This window comes from Candidatus Accumulibacter phosphatis (assembly GCF_000024165.1).
In the GTDB taxonomy this organism is placed as follows: domain Bacteria; phylum Pseudomonadota; class Gammaproteobacteria; order Burkholderiales; family Rhodocyclaceae; genus Accumulibacter; species Accumulibacter phosphatis.
In genome coordinates this window covers 3,613,647-3,637,856 of the sequence record NC_013194.1, presented here as the reverse complement: position 1 = coordinate 3,637,856, position 24,210 = coordinate 3,613,647, and the positions used below count along the sequence as shown (strand labels likewise).

Annotated in this window: 20 protein-coding genes, 1 tRNA gene and 1 pseudogene; 13 read left to right on the top strand and 9 right to left on the bottom strand. The window is 64.0% G+C overall.

Translation table 11 applies throughout. The features are described 5' to 3' along the window. Nucleotides 1–64 precede the first annotated feature (64 nt). Complete coding sequence (locus tag CAP2UW1_RS26165; protein WP_291914316.1) at nucleotides 65–406, bottom strand: hypothetical protein; 342 nt, start codon at nucleotides 404–406, stop codon at nucleotides 65–67. A 541-nt stretch (nucleotides 407–947) separates the two neighbouring features. On the opposite strand from CAP2UW1_RS26165, the pseudogene CAP2UW1_RS25645 reads away from it, so the two are divergent. From CAP2UW1_RS25645 to CAP2UW1_RS15690, 3 genes and pseudogenes are all read left to right on the top strand, one after another. Further along, nucleotides 948–1,052, top strand: a pseudogene (locus CAP2UW1_RS25645) (PEP-CTERM sorting domain-containing protein); the annotation flags it as partial. Between the two features lie 244 nt (nucleotides 1,053–1,296). Continuing rightward, complete coding sequence (locus CAP2UW1_RS15695; RefSeq protein WP_015767605.1) at nucleotides 1,297–2,520, top strand: ISAzo13-like element ISCap1 family transposase; 1,224 nt, start codon at nucleotides 1,297–1,299, stop codon at nucleotides 2,518–2,520. Between the two features lie 369 nt (nucleotides 2,521–2,889). Then, on the top strand, nucleotides 2,890–4,530 hold the full coding sequence (locus tag CAP2UW1_RS15690; protein WP_015767604.1) for an electron transfer flavoprotein-ubiquinone oxidoreductase: 1,641 nt from the start codon (nucleotides 2,890–2,892) through the stop codon (nucleotides 4,528–4,530). A 75-nt stretch (nucleotides 4,531–4,605) separates the two neighbouring features. On the opposite strand, the gene queG is transcribed toward CAP2UW1_RS15690, so the two are convergent. Next, nucleotides 4,606–5,754 carry a tRNA epoxyqueuosine(34) reductase QueG gene (queG, locus tag CAP2UW1_RS15685; RefSeq protein WP_291912632.1) on the bottom strand — a complete coding sequence of 383 codons (1,149 nt, stop codon included), beginning with the start codon at nucleotides 5,752–5,754 and terminating at the stop codon, nucleotides 4,606–4,608. Between queG and tsaE the strand changes: the two genes are divergently transcribed. From tsaE to CAP2UW1_RS15670, 3 genes are all read left to right on the top strand, one after another. Continuing rightward, a complete protein-coding gene (tsaE, locus tag CAP2UW1_RS15680; RefSeq protein WP_041567871.1) occupies nucleotides 5,740–6,252 on the top strand; it encodes a tRNA (adenosine(37)-N6)-threonylcarbamoyltransferase complex ATPase subunit type 1 TsaE in 513 nt (170 codons plus the stop codon). The two genes, queG and tsaE, sit on opposite strands and share 15 nt — an antisense overlap. Continuing rightward, nucleotides 6,207–7,562 (top strand): N-acetylmuramoyl-L-alanine amidase, encoded by a 1,356-nt coding sequence (locus CAP2UW1_RS15675; RefSeq protein WP_015767601.1) that lies wholly within the window; start codon nucleotides 6,207–6,209, stop codon nucleotides 7,560–7,562. The genes tsaE and CAP2UW1_RS15675 overlap by 46 nt, the downstream gene beginning before the upstream one ends. 123 nt (nucleotides 7,563–7,685) lie before the next feature. Beyond that, nucleotides 7,686–7,761 (top strand) — tRNA-Thr (locus CAP2UW1_RS15670). Between the two features lie 605 nt (nucleotides 7,762–8,366). Here the strand turns inward: CAP2UW1_RS15670 and CAP2UW1_RS15660 are convergent. From CAP2UW1_RS15660 to CAP2UW1_RS15645, 4 genes are all read right to left on the bottom strand, one after another. Further along, entirely contained in the window at nucleotides 8,367–9,923 is a 1,557-nt protein-coding gene (locus tag CAP2UW1_RS15660; protein ID WP_199931484.1) for a 3'-5' exonuclease family protein, read from the bottom strand. Then, on the bottom strand, nucleotides 9,856–11,394 hold the full coding sequence (locus tag CAP2UW1_RS15655) for a cryptochrome/photolyase family protein (RefSeq protein ID WP_015767598.1): 1,539 nt from the start codon (nucleotides 11,392–11,394) through the stop codon (nucleotides 9,856–9,858). Before CAP2UW1_RS15655 ends, CAP2UW1_RS15660 begins: the two co-directional genes overlap by 68 nt. Before the next feature lie 124 nt (nucleotides 11,395–11,518). Further along, a complete protein-coding gene (locus CAP2UW1_RS15650) occupies nucleotides 11,519–12,511 on the bottom strand; it encodes an NAD(P)/FAD-dependent oxidoreductase (protein ID WP_041567869.1) in 993 nt (330 codons plus the stop codon). A gap of 58 nt (nucleotides 12,512–12,569) precedes the next feature. Further along, nucleotides 12,570–12,857, bottom strand: coding sequence for a TIGR02450 family Trp-rich protein (locus CAP2UW1_RS15645; protein ID WP_015767596.1), 288 nt, complete (start codon nucleotides 12,855–12,857; stop codon nucleotides 12,570–12,572). A gap of 170 nt (nucleotides 12,858–13,027) precedes the next feature. Here CAP2UW1_RS15645 and CAP2UW1_RS15640 point away from each other — a divergent pair, with 170 nt between their 5' ends. From CAP2UW1_RS15640 to CAP2UW1_RS15625, 4 genes are all read left to right on the top strand, one after another. Beyond that, entirely contained in the window at nucleotides 13,028–13,768 is a 741-nt protein-coding gene (locus CAP2UW1_RS15640) for an SDR family NAD(P)-dependent oxidoreductase (protein WP_015767595.1), read from the top strand. Nucleotides 13,769–13,774: 6 nt separating this feature from the next. After that, nucleotides 13,775–14,233, top strand: a complete 459-nt coding sequence (locus CAP2UW1_RS15635) for a DUF3429 domain-containing protein (protein ID WP_015767594.1) — start codon at nucleotides 13,775–13,777, stop codon at nucleotides 14,231–14,233. 32 nt (nucleotides 14,234–14,265) lie between these two features. Then, complete coding sequence (locus CAP2UW1_RS15630; protein ID WP_015767593.1) at nucleotides 14,266–14,610, top strand: hypothetical protein; 345 nt, start codon at nucleotides 14,266–14,268, stop codon at nucleotides 14,608–14,610. A 72-nt stretch (nucleotides 14,611–14,682) separates the two neighbouring features. After that, on the top strand, nucleotides 14,683–16,032 hold the full coding sequence (locus CAP2UW1_RS15625; protein WP_015767592.1) for an ABC1 kinase family protein: 1,350 nt from the start codon (nucleotides 14,683–14,685) through the stop codon (nucleotides 16,030–16,032). A gap of 335 nt (nucleotides 16,033–16,367) precedes the next feature. On the opposite strand, the gene CAP2UW1_RS15620 is transcribed toward CAP2UW1_RS15625, so the two are convergent. The 3 genes from CAP2UW1_RS15620 to menB all read right to left on the bottom strand — a co-directional run bounded on the left by CAP2UW1_RS15620 (nucleotide 16,368) and on the right by menB (nucleotide 20,711). Further along, nucleotides 16,368–18,482, bottom strand: a complete 2,115-nt coding sequence (locus tag CAP2UW1_RS15620) for an ATP-dependent helicase (RefSeq protein ID WP_015767591.1) — start codon at nucleotides 18,480–18,482, stop codon at nucleotides 16,368–16,370. A gap of 188 nt (nucleotides 18,483–18,670) precedes the next feature. Continuing rightward, nucleotides 18,671–19,780, bottom strand: a complete 1,110-nt coding sequence (gene menC, locus CAP2UW1_RS15615) for an o-succinylbenzoate synthase (RefSeq protein WP_015767590.1) — start codon at nucleotides 19,778–19,780, stop codon at nucleotides 18,671–18,673. 91 nt (nucleotides 19,781–19,871) lie between these two features. Continuing rightward, complete coding sequence (gene menB, locus CAP2UW1_RS15610; protein WP_015767589.1) at nucleotides 19,872–20,711, bottom strand: 1,4-dihydroxy-2-naphthoyl-CoA synthase; 840 nt, start codon at nucleotides 20,709–20,711, stop codon at nucleotides 19,872–19,874. Nucleotides 20,712–20,836: 125 nt separating this feature from the next. Between menB and CAP2UW1_RS15605 the strand changes: the two genes are divergently transcribed. Genes CAP2UW1_RS15605 through CAP2UW1_RS15595 form a run of 3 tightly spaced genes read left to right on the top strand, consistent with a single transcriptional unit; the run spans nucleotide 20,837 to nucleotide 24,207 of the window. Next, a complete protein-coding gene (locus CAP2UW1_RS15605; RefSeq protein ID WP_015767588.1) occupies nucleotides 20,837–21,037 on the top strand; it encodes a hypothetical protein in 201 nt (66 codons plus the stop codon). Nucleotides 21,038–21,046: 9 nt separating this feature from the next. Continuing rightward, complete coding sequence (locus CAP2UW1_RS15600; protein WP_015767587.1) at nucleotides 21,047–23,803, top strand: sensor histidine kinase; 2,757 nt, start codon at nucleotides 21,047–21,049, stop codon at nucleotides 23,801–23,803. A gap of 35 nt (nucleotides 23,804–23,838) precedes the next feature. Continuing rightward, nucleotides 23,839–24,207: a response regulator transcription factor gene (locus CAP2UW1_RS15595; RefSeq protein WP_015767586.1), complete on the top strand. Its 369-nt coding sequence runs from the start codon at nucleotides 23,839–23,841 to the stop codon at nucleotides 24,205–24,207. The last annotated feature ends 3 nt before the right edge of the window (nucleotides 24,208–24,210 follow it).

The window sequence follows — 24,210 nt, the reverse complement described above, 5'->3', positions numbered from 1 at the left end:
CAGGACGGGAAGGGAAGCCTACAAGCCCTGGCAGATGTCGCCTATCCCCATCCTCTGCGGGAAATCAGCGACCCCCACGCAACGCGCTCGGTCGGACCGTGATCGGCGTCAGAAAGACGAGGAGATGCCCCATGGCTTCTGCGGCGTCGCCGACAAAACATTCCAGCAGACGGGTCGGAAAGCGCTCCGTCACCGGCGGCATAAAGCGCGCGCCCGAGGCTTGCCAGAGCGTGCTCAGCGGGAACTGGTCTTTCCACCATTGCCGCCAACGTTCCAGGGTACGCAAGGGAATCGCCAGTGTCGCCGACAGCCTCGCCGCCCCGGGGTTCTGCCCGGCATGCCGGGCAGAACCGAGCACCACCAGCAGCGCCAGATAGACGCGCCGGCCCAGGAAACGTACCGACATCGAGGTCGTCCGACGACGACAATCGCTGCAGCAGAAGCTGAACCGCCGAGCAAAGTCGGCGTACCGTTCCGGCGGGCACCCCCGCGGCTTGCGTGGGTAGTCGGCACGGTGCAGAACACCGCCGCAGGCGCAGCCTCCCGCTCGCGTTTCGCCCGCCAACTCCGCGTCAACGCGCAGCAACCAGCTAAAAAAATGAGGATCCTGCAATAGGGCATGGCACACTGGCATGGTCTCTTGGAGCGCAAACCAGAGATTCCCCCAAAGGGCGCGTTTGTTCAAGCTCCCCGAGGGGGGTCGCCCCCGCAACATCACCCGGCTTGATCAGGCAGGCAGGGAAGTCCATCACGGACGTGGACCGTGCTCATCTGGTCTTCTCAACTTGACCTCACAGAATGATGATAACTCAGGCATGAATTATTGGTGCTTAGGTGCCGGGAATACCACTTGTAACGGTGAGACTCCCCCTGCGGAGAATATCGGTCCTAACAGTGCGGGCTTCTTCGCACAGACACAGCAGATGACCGGGCGAGTGATCATTGGCTCGGTAGCTGCGGTTCCGGTTCCGGAGCCGGCTTCTCTTGCGCTTGTTGGGTTCGGCTTGGCTGGATTGGGACTTACAAGACGAAGGAAGCAGCAGATCGCATAGCAGTCTGAGAAGTTGTTGCACGGACGGAACCCCGCTTCGGCGGGGTTTGCTTTTTTGCACCGAGCATCGGAGCGATCTGACGGGAGAAAGTCACGCCGTTGCCTGCTTCGGTTATGCGCGGCTTACCCCGTGCCTGTGTCAAACACGAACTGGAGACCGAGTGAGCAGCCCCAAAGCTAAGACAACGTAAGGCGTTAAGCAAAAATAACTTGAACATTTGTGGTGATTGGCCTATGGTTTCAGCATGGAGCAAGAGCTAGCCATAGAAGCCAAGTATCAAGCGCTGTGCGGCAGGCTGGATGAGGCCACGCTTCGCCTTTGGGCGGCGACGGAGGCACGAAGCCTGGGGCGTGGTGGCGTCACCTTGGTCGCCAAGGCGACTGGCCTGTCGCGCACGACGATTCATGCGGGTTTGAGTGAACTGAACGCACCAGTTTCGGCTGGGGAGCAAGGCGTGCAACTCCGAGCGCGAGCGGTAGGCGGGGGGCGAAAGAGGCTGATTGACAAGGATGCCAGCTTGCTGAGCGATGTCGACGCCTTGGTGGAGCCGACAACGCGTGGTGATCCGATGTCGCCGCTGCGCTGGACCTGCAAGAGCACCTATCGCCTGGCCGAAGAACTGAGGCGGCAGGGGCACACGGTCAGCCAGCGGAGCCTTTGTGATTTGCTGAGTTTGGCGGGCTTCAGTCTGCAATCGACGCGAAAGACGCGAGAGGGTGGGCAGCATGAGGACCGCGATGCCCAGTTCGGCCACATCGCCCGTACTGTTGCGGAGTATCAGGCGGCAGGCGATCCGGTGATTTCGGTGGACACCAAGAAGAAAGAGTTAATCGGCGACTTCAAGAATGGCGGCAAAGAGTGGCAACCCAAGGGAAAGCCAGAAGAAGTCCGGGTTCATGACTTCATTGACCGTGAACTCGGCAAGGTCGCGCCCTACGGAGTTTATGACTTGACCACCAATACGGGCTGGGTCAGTGTCGGCATCGACCACGATACCGCCGAATTTGCCGTCGAAAGCATCCGGCGCTGGTGGCGTGAAATGGGACAGGTGACCTACCCGAATGCTCGCCGTCTGCTGATCACCGCGGACGGCGGTGGCAGCAACGGTTATCGCGTGCGTCTATGGCGAAGGGAGTTGCAAAAGCTGGCAGATGAACTGCGCCTGACGGTTCAGGTTTGTCATCTCCCGCCCGGAACCAGCAAATGGAACAAGATCGAGCATCGCATGTTCTGCCACATCACCGCGAATTGGCGCGGACGACCGCTAGTCAGTCGACAGGTGGTGGTGAACCTGATCGGTAACACGACAACCGAGACAGGCTTGCGAATCCAGGCTGCGATCGATGAAAACGCCTATACGTCGGGAATCAAGGTGTCCGACGAAGAGCTTGCTTCACTTGCTATCGAGCGCGACGCGTTTCATGGCGAATGGAACTACCGGTTGATACCCCGGAAAAATGACGAATAACTCGTATTGTTCAAGTTATTTTTGCTTGCCGCCCAAGTGTCGTGCCTGGGCGGGAAAGGACCACGGCCTTACTTCGGTTTCTCGATGCGCGGGTGTGTCGCTCAGGCGGCAGAATCGCGCGAGTCGGCTGTTGTACGTGCTGCGGCGCCACTTGATCTGGATTCGGCGTGGCCGCCTGTCGTCCTTCGAATCGTCCCGCTTGCAGTGGCGAGATGCCTCGCCGTCGCCAGCCGCTTGACCGAACTCCCTAGCTGCGGTATACGCCGGTAGGTAGTGGGGTTGTTGGCTGTGCGGCGTGAACGATCTGCCTGGTTCGTTGGACCTGTGGGCGGGTCCGGACCGATTCAGAGAAAACCTTGAGGAGTTGCGATGGAACGTGAAGCGATGGAGTATGACGTAGTGGTTGTCGGCGCCGGGCCGGCGGGTCTGTGTGCGGCGATTCGTCTCAAGCAGATCAATCCCGACCTCGGGGTCATGGTGCTCGAGAAGGGTTCCGAGGTGGGGGCGCACATCCTTTCCGGGGCGTTGTTCGAGACCCGGGCGCTCGATGAGCTGCTTCCCGACTGGCAGGCGAGAGGAGCACCGGTGAACACGCCGGTCAGTGAGGACCAGGTCTTCCTCTATCGCAGCCAGAGCGCAGCGACCCGCTTGCCGGGTTTTGCCGTCCCCACGCCGATGCATAACACGGGCAACTTCGTGATCAGCCTGGGGACGCTTTGCCGTTGGCTGGCCGAGCAGGCTGAAGCCCTCGGTGTCGAGATCTTTCCGGGTTTTGCCGCCGCCGAGGTGCTCTACCACGAGGACGGCTCGGTCAAGGGTGTGGCGACCGGCGATCTCGGACGCGACAAGCAGGGCGAGGCGAAGGATAGTTTCCAGCCCGGAATCGAATTGCACGGCAAGTACACACTGTTTGCCGAAGGCGCACGCGGCCAGCTCGGCAAGGAGTTGATCGCCAGGTACGATCTCGCCGCCGGCGCGACGGCGCAGCATTACGGCATCGGTATCAAGGAACTGTGGCAGGTCGATCCGGCCAAGCACAAGCCGGGGCTCGTCGTTCACGGTGCCGGCTGGCCGCTCAGCGAGCACGGCGCCACCGGTGGTTCCTTCCTCTACCATATGGAAGACAATCAGGTCGTCGTCGGTCTGATCGCCGATCTCAACTACGCCAATCCCTATCTGTCGCCCTTCGAGGAGTTCCAGCGCTTCAAGTCGCAGGCCGAAATCCACAAATACCTGGAAGGCGGCAAGCGCCTGTGCTACGGCGCGCGGGCCATTACCAAGGGTGGGCTCAACAGCCTGCCGAAGCAGACGTTCCCCGGCGGTTTGCTGCTCGGTTGCGACGCCGGGACGCTCAATTTCGCCAAGATCAAGGGCATCCACACGGCGATGAAGTCCGGGATGCTCGCCGCCGAGACGGTCGGTGCGGCACTGCACGCAGGCGATTCGGGGCGTAGCGATCTGGTCGCCTACGCGCAGGCCTTCCGGGACTCCTGGCTCTATGCCGAGCTTCATCAGGCGCGCAATTTCGGGCCGGCGCTGCACAAGTTCGGGACCTTTCTCGGCGGTGCCTTCAACTGGATCCAGCAGAATCTGTTCGGCGGGCGGATGTTCTTCACGCTCAAGGACAGGACCAGCGACCACGAACAGCTTCAGCCCGCCGCGCGCTTCCAGCCGATCCAGTATCCCAAGCCGGACGGCGAAGTGACCTTCGATCGGCTGTCGTCGGTGTTCATGTCCAATACCGCACATGAGGAAGACCAGCCGGTCCACCTGCAACTGCTCGACAGCAGCAAGGCCATAGCGGTCAATTTCAAGGAATACGCATCGCCTGAACAACGTTACTGCCCGGCCGGGGTGTACGAAATAGTCGACGAAGCTAGCGGCCCGCGCCTGCAGATCAACGCCTCGAACTGCGTGCATTGCAAGACCTGCGATATCAAGGATCCGACGCAAAACATCCGTTGGGTGGCACCCGAGGGCGGCGGTGGGCCGAACTATCCCAACATGTGAGCGAGCTGGCGACCTGTCCAAGCGTCCCGGCGCGCGTGGAGCGCTTCGGGGCAGGCCAACGCGTGGAATTCTTCGTCAGCGGCCGGCCGGCGCGGCTGGCTGGTCTCTGGCGGCGTGTTGCGCGAGCGCCCAGTCGACGTGCTCGCGTACCAGCAGTGACGGGTCCTGCAGTCGTGAGCGCAGCGCCGCGATGATCGCCGGCGAACTGGCGGCGTTGCCGAGTGCGACGGCGATGTTGCGTAGCCAGCGCGCGTGCCCGATCCGGCGAATCGGGCTGCCGGCCAGCCGCTGGCCGAAGTCGTCTTCGCTCCACGCGAACAACTCCGCCAACGGCACGGCGTCGAGGCCGTTGCGAACGGCAAAATCGCGGTCGCCGAGGCGCGCAAAGCGGTTCCACGGACAGTACAACTGGCAGTCGTCGCACCCGTAGATGCGGTTGCCGACCAGCGGCCGCAGCGCGACGGGAATGGCGCCCGGCAATTCGATCGTCAGGTAGGAAATGCAGCGGCGGGCGTCCACCTCATACGGTGCCACGATCGCCGCGGTGGGGCAGGCCTCGAGGCAACGCCGGCAGTCGCCGCAGTGATCAGCGACCGCGGCGTCATGCGGTAGCGGCAGATTGGTGTAGATCTCGCCGAGGAAATGCCACGAACCGCCGCGTGTCAGCGACAGCGTGTGCTTGCCGCGCCAGGCGATCCCCGATCTGGAGGCAAATTCGGTTTCCAGGACCGGTGCCGAGTCGGAGAACACGCGGCAGGCAAAGGGCTCGCCGTGATCGAGCGCCGCGACTGCCTGCCGGATCCGATCGGCGAGTTTCTGGAGTCGCTGGCGAACCGTCTTGTGGTAGTCGCGGCCAAGCGCATAGCGGGAGACATAGGCCTGGTCGCCGTCGGCGAGCACCTGTCGGGCGTCGGCAGCGGCCGGCCAGTACGCCAGGCGGGCCGAAATGACCGACAGCGTACCCGGCACCAACCGCTCGGGTGCGCCCCGCAGCCCGGCGTGTTTGGCCATATAATGCATTTCGCCGTGACGGCCCAGCGCCAGCCAGCGCCGCAGCCACGGAGTCGCCGCCGTCACGTCGATGCCGGCAATGCCAATCGCGGCGAAGCCGAGTTCCTGTCCCCAATCCTTGATCCTTCTCGCCAATGCGGCGTAGGCGTAGTTTTCGGCGCGCTCGTCAGCCGGGCCGACGTCGCCACCTGTTTGGGAGTGACTTTCTTGCATAGCCCGGATCATAACCAGTCCTCACTCACCCTGCACCTGCCGGACGAAGCGGCGACCAGCGGACTGGGTCGCCACCTGGCCCCGGCGCTGGCGCCTGGCGTGGTCGTCTGGCTCGACGGCGACCTCGGCACGGGCAAGACCACCCTCGTTCGTTCGCTGTTGCGCGCATGCGGCCATGCCGGGCCGGTCAAAAGCCCTACCTACACATTGGTTGAAATTTATGTGATTTCGAGGATATACTGGTATCACTTTGATTTCTATCGTTTCAACTTTCCAGAAGAGTTCTTGGATGCAGGGCTTGGCGAGTACTTCCGTGACGATGCGATTTGCCTGGTCGAGTGGCCCGAAAAGGCTGCCGAATACGGGCCAGCGCCAGATCTCGTCGTTCGCTTCCAGTTTGCCGAGCCGGGGCGGACACTGGAGTTCGTCGCGTGTAGCGAGAAGGGGCAAGAATGTCTGAACATGCTGAAGAGCGGCTTGCCGGACGCCGCCGACTGATCAAGCTGGCCGGCGCTTCGCTGTTTCTCACGGTCACTCCGCTGTCGCAGGCGGCCACCAATCGCAACACGGGCATTCTCGCGGTACGCATCTGGCCGGCGGCAGACTATACGCGGGTGGCCATCGAACATACCGCACCGCTGAAGTACACACACTTCATCGTCAAGGACCCGGAACGTCTGGTGGTCGACCTCGAAGGTGTCGAATTCAACAATGTCCTCGATGGCCTCGGCAACAAGGTGGCCCCCAACGATCCAAACATCAAACTGCTGCGCGCCGGGCGTTACAAGCCGGGTGTCGTGCGCCTGGTGATGGAACTGAAGGGCGAGGCCAATCCCCAGGTTTTCGTCCTGCCGCCGGTTGGCGGTTACGGGCATCGCCTGGTGCTCGACGTCTATCCCTTGAACCCGCCCGATCCGCTGCTCTCGCTGCTTGACGGCAACGAGGCGCGACCCGCGCTGGTCGAGACCCGGCCCGCCATCAAGACCGAGAGCCGACCCGAGGTGGTGGTGGAAACGAAAGCCAGCCAGAAGCCCGAGCAGGTCGCCGAGCAGAAGCCGGCAGCCAAGCGACAGGGCCGGCCAGTCGTCGATCGCCTGGTCACCATCACCCTTGATCCGGGGCACGGCGGCGAGGATCCGGGAGCCATCGGCAGCGGCGGCAGCTATGAGAAGAACGTCACGCTGGCGGTGGCCAAGCGCCTGCGTGCCAAGATCGAGGCCGAGCCGAACATGCGCGCCGTGCTGACGCGCGATTCCGACTTCTTCGTTCCCCTGCACGCGCGTGTGCAGAAAGCCCGGCGAATCCAGTCCGACCTCTTCGTTTCGATCCATGCCGATGCCTTTGTCAGGCCCGATGCGAACGGGTCGTCGGTATTCGTCCTGTCGGAAAGCGGTGCCTCGAGTTCGGCCGCGCGCTATCTGGCGCAGAAGGAGAACGCCGCCGATCTGATCGGTGGCGTCAATATCGACGTCAAGGATCCGATCCTGGCCCGCACGTTGCTGGATCTCTCGCAAACGGCGACGATCAACGACAGCCTCAAGCTTGGCAAGGCGGTACTCGGCGAACTCGGCGGCATCAACCGCTTGCACAAGGCCAGTGTCGAGCAGGCCGGCTTTGCGGTGTTGAAAGCCCCCGACATCCCGTCGATCCTCGTCGAAACGGCCTTCATCTCGAATCCCGAGGAGGAGAAGCGCTTGAACGACGACGCCTACCAGGACAAGATGGCCGAAGCGATTTTCTCGGGAATCCGGAAATACCTGGCCAAGAACCCGCCGCTGGCCAAGTCGACACTGGCCAGACTCGATTAGCGCACCTGCTGACGGGCCACGAAAGCGAGGATTGGGCGGACCGCGACCGCGAGAAATAGAGGTTCCAAATCTCGGTCGGCGCTGCTAGAATACCGCTCCTGCATGCGCCTGAAGCATGGCCGTGCCGCTGTAGCTCAGTCGGTAGAGCAGCGCATTCGTAATGCGAAGGTCGACAGTTCGATTCCGTCCAGCGGCACCAGTAAATCAAGCACTTGGCCCCGGTCACAAGCCGGGGCTTTTTGTTGGGCCGCCGCCGGACCAGCAGCCGGTGGGAGGTTTTTGGGCTTGGCGCAGGCTGTTCTCCCTTCCGGTCGGCTCTTTCTTGGCGCTTGGGGAAGAATTTCTGCCGTGCCCGTGCCCGTGCCCGTGCCTGATCGCCGTCGGCGGAGATTTTCTCTTGTTGCCATCTCTCGGCGGCGCGTGAAGATAGACAGGTCGCTTCTCACCGATGGACGTCGGCGACTCTACTGTGGCCCTGCGCACCGCGCAAGCCGTTGCGCACGAACGCCCATCCTGCGCGAGGATGCGAATGTCGCCCAGGGCAGCGAGGCCTCTGTCTGGTCAGACATTCATGCAGTTCGAAGGCGAAGCTCCCCCCGGCAACCCGCGGTTCGGCAGCCACATCGAGACGCCGCTTGTCGAGATCGAGCCTTTCTGGGCGGGTCAGCGCTGGCGCGGCTCCCACCCCCGCGGCCCGGAGATCGGTCGGTCGAGCAGCACCTCGGCCATGGCGCGGTCCTCGTTCCCCTATGCCGCGACAAAGAGATGAACACAAGACAGGAAGCTCTCGTCGTTAGCGAGTCGTTACCGCTCGGTCAACAACCGCACCTGCACTCGCCCCTTGCCCAGATGCGCGGCCAGCAGTCTGTAGGTGTCCCGGTCGAATCGCCCCTGGCCCGACTGACCCAGAAGGATCTCCTGGACTCCGACCTCGCTGCGCGCGCTGCCCAGGTGCCGCCAGCCGTTGACGACGTGGACTTCCTCCACTCTCCGCAAATCGTCCCGCTCGACGACGCCGATCGCTCCGGGGTAGGGCCAGGCGGTGAGCTTCAGCTTCATCAGCGCCGACAACATGCGATCGCTGTGCACGCCGATGGCTTCCTTGCCCACACAGGCGCCCCGGCAATGCTTGACCTGATGGGAAAAGCAGGGGCGTCCGGGGCCGGCGGGTTTCTCCAGTCCGAGGATTATCGGGCACAGTCCATTTGCTGCAGCCACCTTGCGCAGGCTGTCGGTGGCTTCCCGCCGGTTGGCAAAGAGACCGAAAAGGTCGTTCGAGCGCACGAAATCGGCAGTCTGGCCGCTGACCAGTCTGAGCCGGCAATCGCCTGGCGCCACCTGCACCAACTGCCAGGTGCACAGGTCCGAAGAGCGGCGCAACCGATGATTGTGTATCGGCTGACATTCCTTGATCAGTCGCGATTCCAGCAGCAGGGCGCCCAGCTCACCGACCGTCTCCTGCCAGCGAAGGCGACGCACTTCCTGACTGAGGCGCATCTCCTTGTACTCACGCAGGTCGGACGCGAAGTGAGCGCGTACGCGCTGACGCAGGTTGACGCTTTTCCCCACGTACAGAAGTGCGTCGTTGTCGCCGTAGAACAGGTACACCCCGGGAGATTCGGGCAGATCGTCGAGTAGGGCAGAATCCAGGTGGGGCGGCAGGCTGGGGCGCTTGAGCTGCTGACGGATGGCTTCGGCCAGAGCCTCTTCGCCGCGTTCCCGTTTCAACACGCACCAGAACTGCCCAAGCAGGTGGGCAGCGGCCAAGGCGCCGGAGTGGACGCCCGTCGTCAAATCATGACGGACCATGAGACTCTCCAGGTGGTGCTTCTGGTGTTCCGGGAAGAGCTTGCGAGACAGACGAACAGTACACAACACGTCGGCCCGGAAGGACTTCCCGAGACGTTGGAATTCTCGCTTGACGAAGGCATAGTTGAAGCGGGCATGATGGGCAATGAACAGACGCCCGTGCAGGCGATCAGCCAGTTCTGCGGCGACCTGGGCGAAGGTCGGGGCGTCGGCCACCGTCGCGTCGCGGCTACCGTTGAGTTGCTGGATGAATTCAGGGATAGGCCGCTGTGGGTTGACCAGAGTGCTCCAGGTCGAGACCCGGTCACCCTCTGCTTCCAGCACGCCGATCTTTGTGATGCGGTCCCGTAACGGATTGGCCCCGGTGGTCTCCAGGCCGATGAAGGCGAGCCGCGCGGGAATCACAAGGTCAAGCCGGGTGAGCGGCAGATCGAACCGTTGAGCGATGTCCTTGCCATGATGGCCGACCGTCCGGACAAGAGGATCATAGGCGATCCAGCGAGTTGCGTAGCTCGCCTGCCTGCTCCTGAAACGAACGTCGCGTTGCCTCATCCATTTTCGCCAACTGCCGATAGACCATGCCGAGGCGCGGATTTCTCGAGAGTTTTTCGGTGTTGCGCGCAAAAAAGTCCCAGTAGAGCGAGTTGTAAGGGCAGGCTCGCTCGCCGGTGCGCAGCTTCTTGTCGTAATGACAGCCCTTGCAGTAGTCACTCATGCGATCGATGTAGGCGGCGCTGGATACGTACGGCTTGGTGGCCAGCAGCCCGCCGTCGGCGAACTGGCTCATGCCCAGGGTGTTGGGGAGTTCGACCCATTCGAAAGCGTCGACGTAGACGCCGAGATACCAGCGATGTACCCCAGCGGGGTCCAGTCCGGCCAGCAGCGCAAAGTTGCCGATCACCATCAGTCGCTGAATGTGGTGGGCGTAGGCCTGTTCGAGAGACTGGCCGATGGCGTGGGCGAGACAGCGCATCTTGGTCTGACCGTTCCAGAACCATCCCGGCAGCGCCCGCGTGTGGTCAAAGACGTTCTGCTCGACATACTCCGGCATGTGCGCCCAGTAGAAGCCGCGAACGTACTCGCGCCAGCCGATAATCTGCCGGATGAAGCCCTCGGCTGTTGCCAGGGATACGCATCCCGCGTGCCAGGCGGCTTCGGCCCTGGCGACGACCTCGCGCGGGTCGAGCATCTTGGTGTTCAGTGCAAATGACAAGAGCGAGTGAAACAATCGCCAGGCGCGATGGCTCATCGCGTCCTGAAAGAGACCGAAGTGCGGCAGCGCCTTCTCGATGAAGGCATCGAGTTGCTGCAAGGCGTCGGCGCGATTGAGCGGCCAGGCCAGTTGTCCCGCGTTGGCCTCGCCGAAGCTGTTGACGCCTGCGGAGACGATCGTCTGCCAGAGCGCTGAATGGTCGTGAGACGCCCGGAAGTCGGCGGGTTCGGACGGTAGCCCCGGCCAGGGCTTGCGGTTGTCGTGGTCGAAGTTCCATTGGCCGCCGACGGGTTGGCTGGCGCCATGGGTCAGCACTCGATGTTGCACCCGCATATGGCGGTAAAACTTCTCCATCACCCATTGCTTACGGCCCGAAAACAGCCGCGCCGCCTCGTCGCGCAGGGTGTAGAAGTGCTCGCTTTCCACCATGCGGCAGGGGATGGATCGGCTCCGCCCGTAGTCGGCCAGTTGCGCGTCGAGTCGCCATTCGTCAGGCGTCTGGTATTCAAGGGCTCGAACGTTGAAGCGAATCATCAGCGCATCGAGGTTATCCGGCAGCGCTTGCCGGTTGTCCGGATCATCGATCGTCAGGTAGTGCACTCTGTGTCCGGCCGCACGCAACTGACGCGCCAGATCGCGCATCGCGGCAAAGATGGCGATGATTTTCTGGGCGTGGTGCAGCACGTAGTCGGTTTCCTGGCGCATTTCCATCAAGACGTACAGAACGTCGTCGCGCTGTTGCTCGAACCAGGTGTGCCGTGGGTTGAGCTGGTCCCCGAGAATCAGCCGAAGGGTTGTGCCGGGACTCATGCGGTTTTCTGGCAAAGCCCGCGGCGCCGGCGTTGCGGCAAGCCGTGCTGCCGTTCCAGGCCGGGCCAGTCGCGCGTCAGAGGGAAAGGTCTGTCGCGCGGCCGCGACTGAGCAGGTCCGGTCGTCAGCATCGCGCGAACGACCGCAACACCTGTTCGGCGAGCGTCCGGCCGCTGCGCCAGGCACCCTCCACTTTGCCACCGTTGAGCCAGTCACCACAAAGCCCCAGACCAATCTCCGGGCGCCAGACGCAAGCCTCGGCGAGGGCCGGTTCGGTGTCGGCGTAACGCCAGCGGTGCGCATTCCATTCTTGAGGGGACGGACCGCCCAGTTGGCCAAAGGCGTACAGCAGCGCTGCGGCGACGCTCTCGGGATCGTCTTCCAGATGCGCCTCGCTCCATTCTGCGCGGGCATGCAGAAGCCAGGTTTCCTCGCCGCTGCGGCCCGGCTTGCTGTTGTTGCGGGCGATCCAGCGCAGAGGGCCGTGATTGACGAAGGCGGCATCGAAAGGCAGGTCCACCGGTGCGGCAAAGCGCAGGAGCAGCGCCCAACAGCCGCGCATCACGGCACTGCCGGCCAGTGCCGCCAACTCAGGGGCCAGCCGCTCCAGCAAGGGTACCGCCTGCGGCGCCGGGACGGCCAGCAGGACGGCAGCAAAGCGCGCCTCCAGCCAGCCCTGTTCGGCCGAGAAGACCTGCCAGCCCGGCGCCCGGTGCCTGAGCTGCTGGATGCGCGTTGTTGCTTGCACGGTCAGCGTGCTGGCCAGATAACGGGCAGGCGCCGTCATGGCCGGCGTGCCGACAAAACGCTCGACCGTCGATTCGCGTCCTGCCGGCGAGTCGCCATCAAACAGCCATAGCCTCGGCGTCCACAGGCCGGCCACCCCGGCCTTCTGCCAGCGTGCCACTTCTGCACGGAAATCGGGGTGGCGAGCGGTGAAATACTGGGCGCCGTGATCGCACTGCCAACCGTCGCCGCGACGGGTGTTCATGCGTCCGCCCGGGCCGCGACTCTTGTCGAAGAGACTGACGTCGAGGCCAGCCTGTTGCAGTGCCGTGGCGCAGGACAGGCCCGCGATGCCGGCACCGATCAGCGCCAGATGGGGAGTGGGATTCATGGTTTCCTTGTCAGTCATCGATCCGACGAGCGTGCGCGCAGATCGTTCTCGGCACAAGTCATTGCCAGCCTTGCAGCCAGTGCTTGCGGTCGGTCAGATGGCGCCAGGGCAGCGAGACCACTCGACGAGAGTACACCGCCTCCAGTTCGATGCTCTCGATTCGAGTCGCCGGGGGCTCCGGCTGAATCACCCCGGTAACGATGAAGTGCTTCTCCTTGTCGTGCGGGGTAGCCGCTGTCCACTTGCTGAGCAGCAGCTTCTGCGGGTTCAGGCGGCGAGTAGTCGGTAACCCGGAAGCCTTGACATCGATTCCGGATGGGGCGGATGATCTTTCAGTCTTGTTCATAAATGTCCTAGACAAAACATGCGTTGAGTAGTATTGTAAGGGCAAATGTACGGTACAGTTCGATAAATTGTCTATAACAATGGATATTTTCGAATCGATCAGTCTGCTGATGTCTGGGGCTGAACACGAATCCATTCCTGCAGAGCAGGCGAAACTGGAGGAGAGACGTCATGGAAAAAGTAGCTTTGGTCACCGGCGCGGCAGGCGGGCTGGGTCAGTCGGTAGCGGTCAGGCTGGTAGAGGCAGGCTGGCGATTGGTCGTAACCAGCCGGGAAGGCGAGCGACTGGCCAGCAGCTACGGCGACCGCCACCTTCAGGTGGTCGCTGACTGCTCCAGCGTGGCCGGGGCGCGCCACATTCTGGAGGTGGCCAAAGCGCACGAGATGCTGCCGACGGCCTTCGCGCACTGCGTCGGGAATATTCGCCTGGGCGCCTTGCATCGGCTGTCCGAGGCCGACTTTGCGGCCTGCCTCAACGCCAACCTGATCAGCGCCTTCCATACGCTGGCGGCTTTCATCGGCGCCGTGCGCGACGCGAAGTGTCCGGGATCGGCGGTGCTGGTCTCGTCGGCGGCCGCACGCATCGGCACGCCCAATCACGAGGCGGTCGCGGCAGCAAAAGCCGGCGTCGAAGGACTGGTACGCAGCGCGGCAGCGACCTATGCGGGTAATGGCATCCGGATCAACGCCGTCGCCCCCGGCATCATGGACACGCCGGCCGCGACGGCTATCCTGGGCAGCGCGATGGGCCGCGACGCGGCGGCTCGCCAATACCCCTTGCCGGGCATTGGCTCGCCGGACGAACTGGCGGAGCTGATGGTCTGGCTGCTTTCCGAGAAGGCGGCCCGGGTGACCGGCCAGGTGTGGTCGATGGACGCTGGCTTTTCCACGATCCGGCCACTGGTCAGGTAAGGCGGTATGGAGCACTCGCTGCCTGGTCCCATGCCGCACAGCGTTGCCTGGCTCGGTTACGGAGGACTGCTGCCGTTTATCGTCCTGGCGCCCGCGAGCCTCGTCGACCCACAGCACGCAAGGCTCTGGAACGCGGCCCTGCTTACCTACGCGGCGGTGATCCTGACCTTCGTCGGTGCCCTGCATTGGGGATTCGCGATGGCTTTGCGGGATCTTGGCGCGAGTCGGCGGACGCGCTGCTTCGTCTGGAGCGTCGTCCCGGCGCTTCTCGCCTGGTCGGCATTTCTGTTTTCGCCGATGCTGGCGAGTCTTCTTCTGGTGACCGGGTTTCTGGCCCATTACTGGCAGGATAGACTTCTGGTCGCCGCGAGCCATTTGCCGACCTGGTACCTGCCCTTGCGCTTCCGGCTGACCACCGTTGCCTGCCTTTGCCTGATGGCGGGTGCTTTCGCTGAGACCTCGTAATCGGTCAAGAACTGTCGAGCAAAGGAGTAACGATGAACGCCTTCAACAGACTTCCGGGATTCGTGCAGACGCCGGCTGGGCGGGAGCGTGACGTCCTGCGCCTCTTGCCCCGCGTGCTCGTTTTCGGCACGCTGCTCTTGGCCCTGCCGTCGCTCGGCGCGAGGATCTTTTTTGGGGAAGGGGATGCCGTGGTGGCTTCTTCTCTCCTCCAGATGGTCGATATTCTGGCGATCAGTATCCTGGTCCTGCACTGGACGGCAGTGTTGACCATAGCCATCGCTGCATTCATCGTCATGATCATGAAAGGGCCCGCTTATGTGGCGGACGCGTATCCCGTCGAGGATTCGGAGAGCCCGGATTCTTCGGACCGGCGTTAGCATTCTTCGTGCCGAAGGGTTGTTCGCCAAATGCTCCGGGCTACTGTGGCAGCGAATGGAAGCCGAGCCAAGATGGTCGACGATGAGCAAAGCAAGCGCGATGTGAATGCCTCGGCTGTTCCCGGCGGACGCGGGTCCCGGCTCGCTCGCTTGGGCACTCTCGCTGGTGGTGTTGCCGGGAGCATGTTGGCCGAAGGCGCCCGCCAGTTCGCCCAGGGGAAGCGACCACGAATCCGTGATCTGCTGCTGACCCCGGCCAACGCCCGCCGTGTTGCCGATCAGCTTGCGCAGTTGCGTGGTGCGGCGATGAAGTTTGGTCAATTGCTGTCCATGGATGCCGGCGACCTGTTACCGCCGCATTTTGGCGATGTCCTCGCCCGCTTGCGCGCGGACGCGAAAGCCATGCCAATGAGCCAGCTCGTCAATGTACTCGAGGCCAACTGGGGAAAGGGCTGGGACCGTCACTTCCGGCAGTTCTCCTTCACGCCGCTGGCGGCGGCATCGATCGGACAGGTGCATCTCGCGGAAACGAAGGACGGGCGGCGCCTGGCCATAAAAGTCCAGTACCCCGGCATTCGCCGGAGTATCGACAGCGACATCGACAATGTCGCCACCTTGCTGCGTTTTTCCGGCCTGCTGCCCAGCGGCCTGGATGTCGGGCCGTTGCTGCGCGAGGCGAAACGTCAGTTGCACGCCGAAGCGGATTACCTGGGCGAGGGAGTCTGGCTGCGCCGCTACGCCGGACTGCTTGCCGACGCGCCCGAGTTCATGCTTCCCGAGGTGTATGACGACATGACGACGGACAGCGTCCTGGCGATGTCCTGCATGGGTGGAGTGCCGGTCGAATCCTTGCTGGATGCCCCGCGAGCAGAGCGCGACCGTGTGGCCGGGCTGCTCTTCAGCCTCCTTTTTCGGGAGATCTTCGAATTTCGATTGATCCAGAGCGACCCCAATTTTGCCAACTTTCGCTACGACCGCGCCACCCGAAAACTGATTCTGCTCGACTTCGGCGCCACCCGACCCTACACGGCAGAGATCGTCGACGCCTATCGCCGGCTGATGGCGAGTGCCATCGTCGGAGAGCGGTCGGAAATGAGTGCGGCCGCCAGCGCCATCGGCTATTTTCGGGCGGACATCGGGGAACGGCAGCGGCAACTCGTCCTTGATGTCTTCCTGCACGCCTGCGAACCCTTGCGCCATGCCGGTGCCTACGATTTCGGCAATTCGGATCTGGCAGCGCGCATCCGCGATGCCAGTCTGGCTTTGAGCACCGAAAGGGATTCCTGGCATACGCCGCCGGCGGATGCGCTGTTCTTGCACCGCAAGGCCGCCGGTCTCTATCTGCTGGCGGCAAAGCTCAAGGCGAGGGTGGATGTTCGCGCCCTGTTCCTGCCTTACGCGTCCCGGCAGGCGCCGTCATGAGCCGGCGGTGAGATGCCTGCCGCCACCTGACCCGTCGTGCGCTCGACAAGTCGGCCTTCTGATTGCCGATCCACCGTTGGGGTCCTTCAGGCTCGATCTGCACGCCATCGATCGAGCAAGGGCTGCGGCGCGCTCGAAACCGCTCGCTGGCCGGAACTTGGGCCGGTAGACTCCTTGCCGCCGCTGAATTCCTTTGTCGAACGGCAGGAAGATCGACAAAGGACTGTGGACTTCAGACAAGAAAATGAGCCGACCCACGAGGTCCGGCTTTTTGCTTCAGGGGCGCGGAGGATGGGTCGGGAAGCGATCGGCGGGCGGCTCGCTGCCCGCGTCCGTCACTTCCACATCGCCCGCATCCGGGCGGCGAGGTCCAGCGCCTGCTGTTTCGCGTTCGGATTTGCCGGCGACGCTGCCGCCGGCGCCGGCCAGGCGACCTGCTCGAAACAGGGCAGCAACGCGTTGGGAATGAAGCGTGTGCGGTTGGCATAGAGATGGCGATCGCCGAAGCCGGGCTGGTGGGAAACGTAGAAGCGCTGCGGCACGATGAGGTCGAGGTGTTCCTTGGCGCGGGTCATGGCAACGTACAGCAGGCGTCGCTCTTCCTCGATTTCGGCTAGCGAGCCGGTCGCCATGTCGGAAGGAATGCAGCCGTCGACGACATTGAGGACGCTGACGGCGGTCCACTCCTGGCCTTTCGCCGAGTGGATCGTCGACAGGATCAGGTAGTCCTCGTCGAGCAGCGGCGGCCCCGCCTGGTCGCTGGTGGCCTCGGGCGGGTCAAGCGTCAATTCGGTGAGGAAACGTTCGGCGCTAGGATAGGTGACGGCGATGCGGGCGAGTTGTTCGACGTCGGCCTGGCGGACTTCGGCATCATCATGCAAGCGGTCCATTTGCGTCTGGTACCACGCACAGATCCGGTCGAAGGTCGCCGGCCAGGGTGTGGCCGCCGGTTCGCTGGCGGCGACTACCGCCGCGAACTCGAGCCAGCCGGCCGTGGCGCTTTCCGGGACTGGCTGTTCGGCAAGCAGCGTGCAGCCGGGGCTGGCGCTGGCGATATTGTCGAGCACCCGGCCGGCGGTCTTCGGGCCGATGCCGGCAACCAGTTGCATGGCGCGGAAACCGGCAAGGCGGTCGCGCGGGTTCTGCGCCCAGCGCAGGAGCGCCAGCACATCCTTGACGTGCGCCGCTTCGAGAAACTTGAGGCCGCCGAACTTGACGAAAGGAATGTTGCGCCGGGTCAATTCCAGTTCGAGCCGGACGCTGTGCTGGGCGGTCCGAAACAGTACGGCCTGTGCCTTCAGCCGGATACCGGATTCACGTCTGGCGAGCACCTGCTCGACGACGTGCAGCGCCTGATCGGCATCGTCGCGCACCGCAATCAGCCGCGGTTTGCCGGTGGACGCGCGGTCGCTCCACAGGTCCTTCGTGAAGCGCTCGCTGGCGAGGGCAATGACCTGGTTGGCCGCGGCGAGTATGTCCTGGGTCGAGCGGTAGTTGCGGTCGAGCGTCACGAGCTGCGCCGGCGGATCGAAATGCGCCGGAAAATCGAGAATGTTGCGCACGGTGGCGCCGCGAAAGGCGTAGATCGACTGCGCATCGTCGCCGACGACGGTGAGACCGCGGCCGTCGGGCTTCATCGCCAGCAGGATTGCCGCCTGCAGGCGGTTGGTGTCCTGGTATTCGTCGACCAGCACATGGCTGAAGCGTTCGCCGATTTCGCGACCGAGGGCAGGGTCGCTGACCATCTGCGCCCAGTAAAGCAGCAGGTCGTCGTAGTCGAGCACCCGCTGCGCCTGCTTGGTCTCGACGTATTCGAAAAACAGGCGTCTCAGATCGGCTTCCCATTCCGAACACCACGGAAAGGCCGACTGCAGTACCTCGCCGAGGCTGGCGCGGGTGTTGACGACGGCGGAGTAGATCGCCACGCAGGTCGCTTTCAGCGGAAAGCGTCTGCTCTTCGCCGACAAGCCGAGGCCGTGGCGAACGAGATTCATCAGGTCGCCCGAGTCCTGCCGGTCATGGATCGTGAACGCGGGGTCGAGCCCGATGCGGCCCGCGTACTCGCGCAGCAGGCGTGCGCCGATGCCATGGAAAGTGCCGGACCAGGCGAGTGCCGGTGTGCCGGCCGGCGTGCGATCGGCCGCCCGCCGGACGAGAATGCGTTCGACGCGCCGTGTCATCTCGCTGGCCGCGCGTCGCGAGAAGGTGAGGAGCAGGATCCGGCCGGGGTCGGCACCCTGGGCGACGAGATGGGCCACACGGTGCGCGAGGGTACTGGTCTTTCCCGATCCGGCGCCGGCGATGATCAGCAGCGCGCGCGAGTCCGGAGCCTCGCCGGAAGGATCGGCGGGTCGGCCGATGCCGAAAGTGGCAGCTGCGCGTTGCGCCGCGTTGAGTCGCGCGAGCGGATCGGCGACGGGGGGCGGAGTCAGGTCGGCTGGCAGCATCATGGCTTTGCCGGTCGCGCCCGCAGGAGCCGACTGGGTGGAGGGTGCTGCCGATGCGTCTGTCGGGCGTGTTCGACTGCCTGAACCATTCTGACCGAGATCTCCTCAACTACTGTGGGTATCGACAGTATAGCGTGGTGGCACGGGTTCTCAACGGATCGGGTATCCGGGAAACGGCAAGTGTGTGCTCGTCAGCACGGGTCGAGGTTCGCGAAGACCAGTCCATCGCCGGGAGAGAAGCCCAGGCCGCAGACATCAGGCAGCATCAGCCGGCCTGCCGCAATGGTAGGTGGTACTCCGGTGTCGCGACTGAGCCACGCGGACGTTGCCAGTCCGTGCTCCCGGCGATTGTCGAGGGCGGCCGCGAGATGCCCGGCGGCGATGACGCCGCAGGCGCTGTCGACGCTGCTGGTGACGATGCATTCCAGGCCCGCACTGGCCGCCCGCCGGGCGATGGCGATGGCGGGCAGCAGGCCGCCCGAGCGTGTCGGCTTGATCACCAGCCGGCGCACCGTGCGCGTGCGCAACAGTTGGTCGAGGTCGAGGCTGGCGGTGGACTCGTCGACGGCGATGGCGATCGGCGTGCTCGCCTGCAAGGCTTGCAACTGATCGAGTCGCGGCTCGGCCAGTGGCTCTTCGATCATGTCGATCGGCAGGTCAGCGCAAGAGCGCAGGAAGCGCTCGGCAGCGCCGGCGGTCCAGGCGCGGTTGGCGTCCAGTCGCAGTTCGACGCCAGCCGGTAGCAGGCCGGCGATCTGTCGCAGGCGGTCGATTTCGCGATCGACAGCGGCGACGCCGACCTTCAGCTTCAGCACGCAAAAACACTCGCCGCAGGCAGCCAGAACGGCGGCGTCGGTAACTTCGCCGAGACTGCCCAGCGCGGCATTGACCGGTACCGCGCGCCAGTCGGCCGCCGGCCCGGCTGCCTGCCGGGGGTCTTGGAGGTAAGCCGCAAGTGGCCGTCCGGCGTGCTGCGAGAGGAGGTCGAGGAGCGCCATTTCGATCGCGCAGCGGGCAGCCGGCGCATGCCGGCTGGCGGGGTTGTCCAGCGCGGCCAGAGCGTCGCTGGCCGGCCTGCCGATCAGCCGCCGCGCTTGCGCGCGCAGGGCAGACTCGGCTTCGGCAGGCGTCTCCGTGCCGCTCGCCGGCAGCGGCGCGCAATCGCCGTAGGCGCGGGCGCCGTCGTCGGTGTCGAGGCGCAGCAAGCAGCCCCGACGTTGCGTGAAGGCGCCGGTGGCCGTCAGCCAGCGTGCGCGCAGCGGCAGACAATAGCGATGCACTGCGGCAGCGGCGATCTTCATGGCGCTGGCCGCGCCGCGTTCGCGCCTTCGGCGCCGACCGGCGATGCGGCATCCGATCGGTCAGCCGGGCCCTGGCGGACTTGGCACCCGGTCAGGGGCGCCGCCGGTAGCGCGAGAATCGGGGTGCCCGCTTTTCGAGCCAGGCGTTGCGTCCTTCCTGGCCTTCTTCGGTCATGTAGAAGAGGCCGGTGGCGTTGCCGGCGAGTTCCTGAATACCAGCCAGGCCGTCGGTATCGGCGTTGAAACCGGCCTTGATCATGCGCAGCGCCATTGGTGAGAGTTGCAGCATCTCGCGGCACCAGCGTACCGTTTCTTCCTCGAGCTCGGCGAGGGGAACGACGGCATTCACCAGACCCATGGCGAGCGCCGCCGGGGCGTCGTACTGGCGGCAGAGCAGCCAGATTTCCTTGGCCCGCTTCATGCCGATGGTGCGCGCCATCAGGCCGGCACCGAGTCCGGCGTCGAAGCTGCCGACGCGCGGTCCGGTCTGCCCGAAGCGGGCGTTGTCGGCCGCAATCGTCAGGTCGCAGACCAGATGCAGCACATGCCCGCCGCCGATGGCATAGCCGGCGACCATCGCCACCACAGGCTTCGGGCAGCGGCGGATCTGCATCTGCAGATCGAGGACGTTCAGGTGCGGCATTCCCGACTGGTCGTGGTAGCCGCCATCGTCGCCACGCACCGTCTGATCGCCTCCCGAGCAGAACGCCTGGTCGCCGGCACCGGTCAGGATGATGACGCCGACTTCCGTATCGAACTGTGCTCGGTGCGTGGCATCGATCAGTTGTTGGATGGTTTCGGGCCGAAAGGCATTGCGTCGTTCGGGCCGATTGATGACAATGCGGGCGATGCCTGCGGCGGTGTCGTAGCAGATGTCGGAGTAGGTCGGGTCGGCAGGGCGTGGCTGCCAGTCGAGGGCGGGGCGGATCATGTCGGCGGTGTCATCAACGAGGGGTGAGGACGGCAGTATAGCGGCTGACGGTAGTCGGTCGACGGCGGCAAGTCGTCGGGCAAGCTGAGGGGTACCGGCGCCAACAACGACGAGGGGGGGATGACATGCAGCGCAGGATCCTGGCTGGTGACCGACTGATTGCGGCCTTTCTGGTCGGCTGTGTACTCTTCAACTACCCCGTGCTTTCCCTCTTCGACCGCAACAGCGAGGTCTTCGAGATCCCGCTCATCTATGCGTATGTTTTTGTCGCCTGGGCCTTTGTCATCGCCTTGATGGCGTGGGCCGTCGAGCGCCGCGTCAGGTAGTCGGCCCAGATGCTCGAAGCTCCGGTCGTCGTCGCCGCTGCGCTGTTCTACCTTGGGCTGCTGTTTGCCGTGGCCTGGTGGGGTGACCGGCGCGCCGACCAGGGCAAGTCGATCATCGCCAACCCGACCATCTACGCGCTGTCGATGGCCGTTTACTGCACCACCTGGACGTTCTACGGCAGCGTTGGCCGCGCCGCCGTTTCCGGGATCGGTTTCCTGCCGGTCTACCTCGGTCCCACGCTGGTGATGGCGCTCGGCTGGTTCGTGCTGCTGAAGATGATTCGCATCGTCAAGGCCAACCGCATCACGTCGATCGCCGACTTCATTTCCTCGCGCTACGGCAAGAGCCATCTCCTCGGTGGCCTGGTCACGATCATCGCCGTGGTCGGCATCATTCCCTATATCGCTTTGCAACTCAAGGCGATGTCCGGCACCGTCAGCCTGCTGCTCAGCTACCCGGAAATCGTCATGCCGAGCCGCAGCGCCACGATGTCGGTGGCGGCCGACATGAGCTTCTACATCGCCCTGATCCTGGCGGCTTTCACGATCGTTTTCGGAACCCGACATCTCGATGCCACCGAACGTCACGAAGGCATGGTGGCGGCGATCGCGCTGGAGTCCGGCGTCAAGCTGGTCGCTTTCCTTGCTGTCGGCGTCTTCGTCACCTATGGTCTCTACGACGGCTTCGGCGACATCTTCGAGCATCTCGCGACGCATCCGGAGTTGCGCCATCTGATGACGGCGATTCCGTCCGGCCAGGGCTACACGGGCTGGTTTTCGCTGATCCTGCTGTCGGGGCTGGCGGTTCTTTTCCTGCCGCGCCAGTTCCAGGTTGCTGTCGTCGAGAATGTCAACGAGGCGCATCTGAAACGCGCGGCATGGCTCTTTCCACTCTATCTGCTGCTGATCAACATCTTCGTCCTGCCGATTGCGCTCGGTGGTCTGCTGCATTTCTCCGGGCAGGGCGTCGATGCCGATACCTTCGTTCTCACGCTGCCGATGTCGCAACGGCACGAGGGACTGGCGCTGCTGGTCTTCATTGGCGGCCTGTCGGCGGGGACCGGCATGGTCATCGTCGAAACCATTGCCCTGTCGACGATGGTCTGCAACGACCTGGTGATGCCCCTCTTGCTGCGCCACAAACGCCAGTCGCTCGACGAGTCGAAGGACCTCTCGGGAGTGCTGCTCGGCATTCGACGCGGCGCTATCGTCGGCATTCTGCTGCTCGGCTACCTCTATTTCCGATTGGCAGGCGAGGCCTATGCGCTGGTCGCCATCGGTCTGATCAGCTTCTCGGCAGTCGCGCAGTTTGCGCCGGCGATGATCGGCGGCATGTATTGGCGCGGTGGTACGCGCGGCGGCGCGCTGGCCGGCCTGTCGGCGGGTTTCCTGATCTGGGGCTATACCTTGTTGTTGCCGTCGTTTGCCAAGTCGGGCTGGCTTCCTGCCGCCTTTCTGACGCAGGGGATATTCGGGATCGATCTGCTGCGGCCGCAGCAACTGTTCGGTCTGACCGGTCTGGACGAAATCTCGCACTGCCTGTTCTGGAGCCTGCTCGCGAATATCGGCGCTTACGTCGGCGTCTCGCTGCTGCGGCCACCGATGGTCGCCGAGGCGACGCAGGCGACGGTTTTCGTAGACGCCCTGAAGGATACCGGGAAGCTCGGTGCGGTTCTCTGGCGAGGCCGCGCAAAGGTCAGCGATCTGCAGGAACTGGTCGGACGCTTCCTCGGGCCGGCGCGTGCCCAGTCGGCCTTTGCTGCCTATGCGCGTCGGCAGGGTCGTGGCAAGCTCGTCACGCTCGAGGCGGATGCGCAACTGGTCCAGTTCGCCGAATCGCTGCTCGCCGGTGCCATCGGCAGCGCGTCGGCGCGCGTCATGGTCGCCTCGGTGGCCAAGGAGGAGCCGCTCAGTATCGACGAGGTCATGCACATCCTCGACGAGGCCTCGCAGCTACGCACTTATAGTCGCGAGCTTGAGCGCAAGTCGCGCGAACTGACTGCGGCGACGCTCGAGTTGCAGGAGGCCAACGAGCGTTTGCAGGAGCTCGATCGCGTCAAGGACGACATCATGTCGTCGGTGACGCACGAGTTGCGTACGCCGCTGACCTCGATCCGCGCTTTCTCGGAGTTGTTGCGCGACGATCCGAAGATGCATCTCGCCGACCGCGAACGGTTTCTCGGGTTGATCGTCAGCGAAGCCGAACGTTTGTCGCGCCTGATCAATCAGACGCTCGATCTGGCGAAGATCGAGTCGGGCAGAGCCGACTGGAACGGCTGCGAGCTCGACCTGAAGGAGGTTGTCGAACAGTCGCTTGCCGCGACCAGTCAGCTCTTCCGCGAGAAAGACGCGCACGTGGATCTCGATCTGCCCGATAATCTGCCGCTGATTCTGGCCGATCGGGATCGGCTGATCCAGGTGATGCTCAACCTGCTCTCGAACGCGGCGAAGTTCCTGGTGCAAGGCGCTGGCCGGGTCAGCGTCAAGCTGCGCGTGCTGGCGGATGCGCTCGAGGTCAGCGTAAGCGACAACGGGCCGGGGATTCGTCCCGAAGATCAGGAACTGATCTTCGAGAAGTTCCGCCAGGTCGGCGATACGATGACGGCCAAACCCGCCGGTACCGGTCTGGGCCTGCCGATTAGCCGCCGGATCGTCGAGCACTTCGGCGGCCGGCTGTGGGTGGAAAGTGTGCCGGGTGAGGGTGCGACGTTTCGCTTTACCCTGCCTTTCGCGGATGCGCAGGTGGAGGAGGCTGCGGTCGCGTAGTTGGTTAGCGTGGTTCAATGATGATCGGAGTGTTGATGAGCAAAAAAATACTGATTGCCGACGACGAGCAAAACATTGTCATCTCGATCGAGTTTCTGCTGCGCCGCGAGGGCTTCGAGGTGCTGGTGGCCGGTGATGGGGAGGAAGCGCTGGCCAGGGTGCGTGCCGAGAGACCCGATCTCGTCCTGCTCGACGTGATGATGCCGCGCATGAACGGCTTCGATGTCTGCCAGGCCCTGCGGGCCGACCCCGACCTGAGCGGCACGCGCATCCTGATGCTGACTGCCAAGGGGCGCGATACCGAGGTCAGCAAGGGTCTCGGGCTCGGGGCCGACGGTTACATGACCAAGCCCTTCTCGACCAAGGAACTGCTCGCCGAGGTGCGCAAACTGCTGGGGATGTAGGCG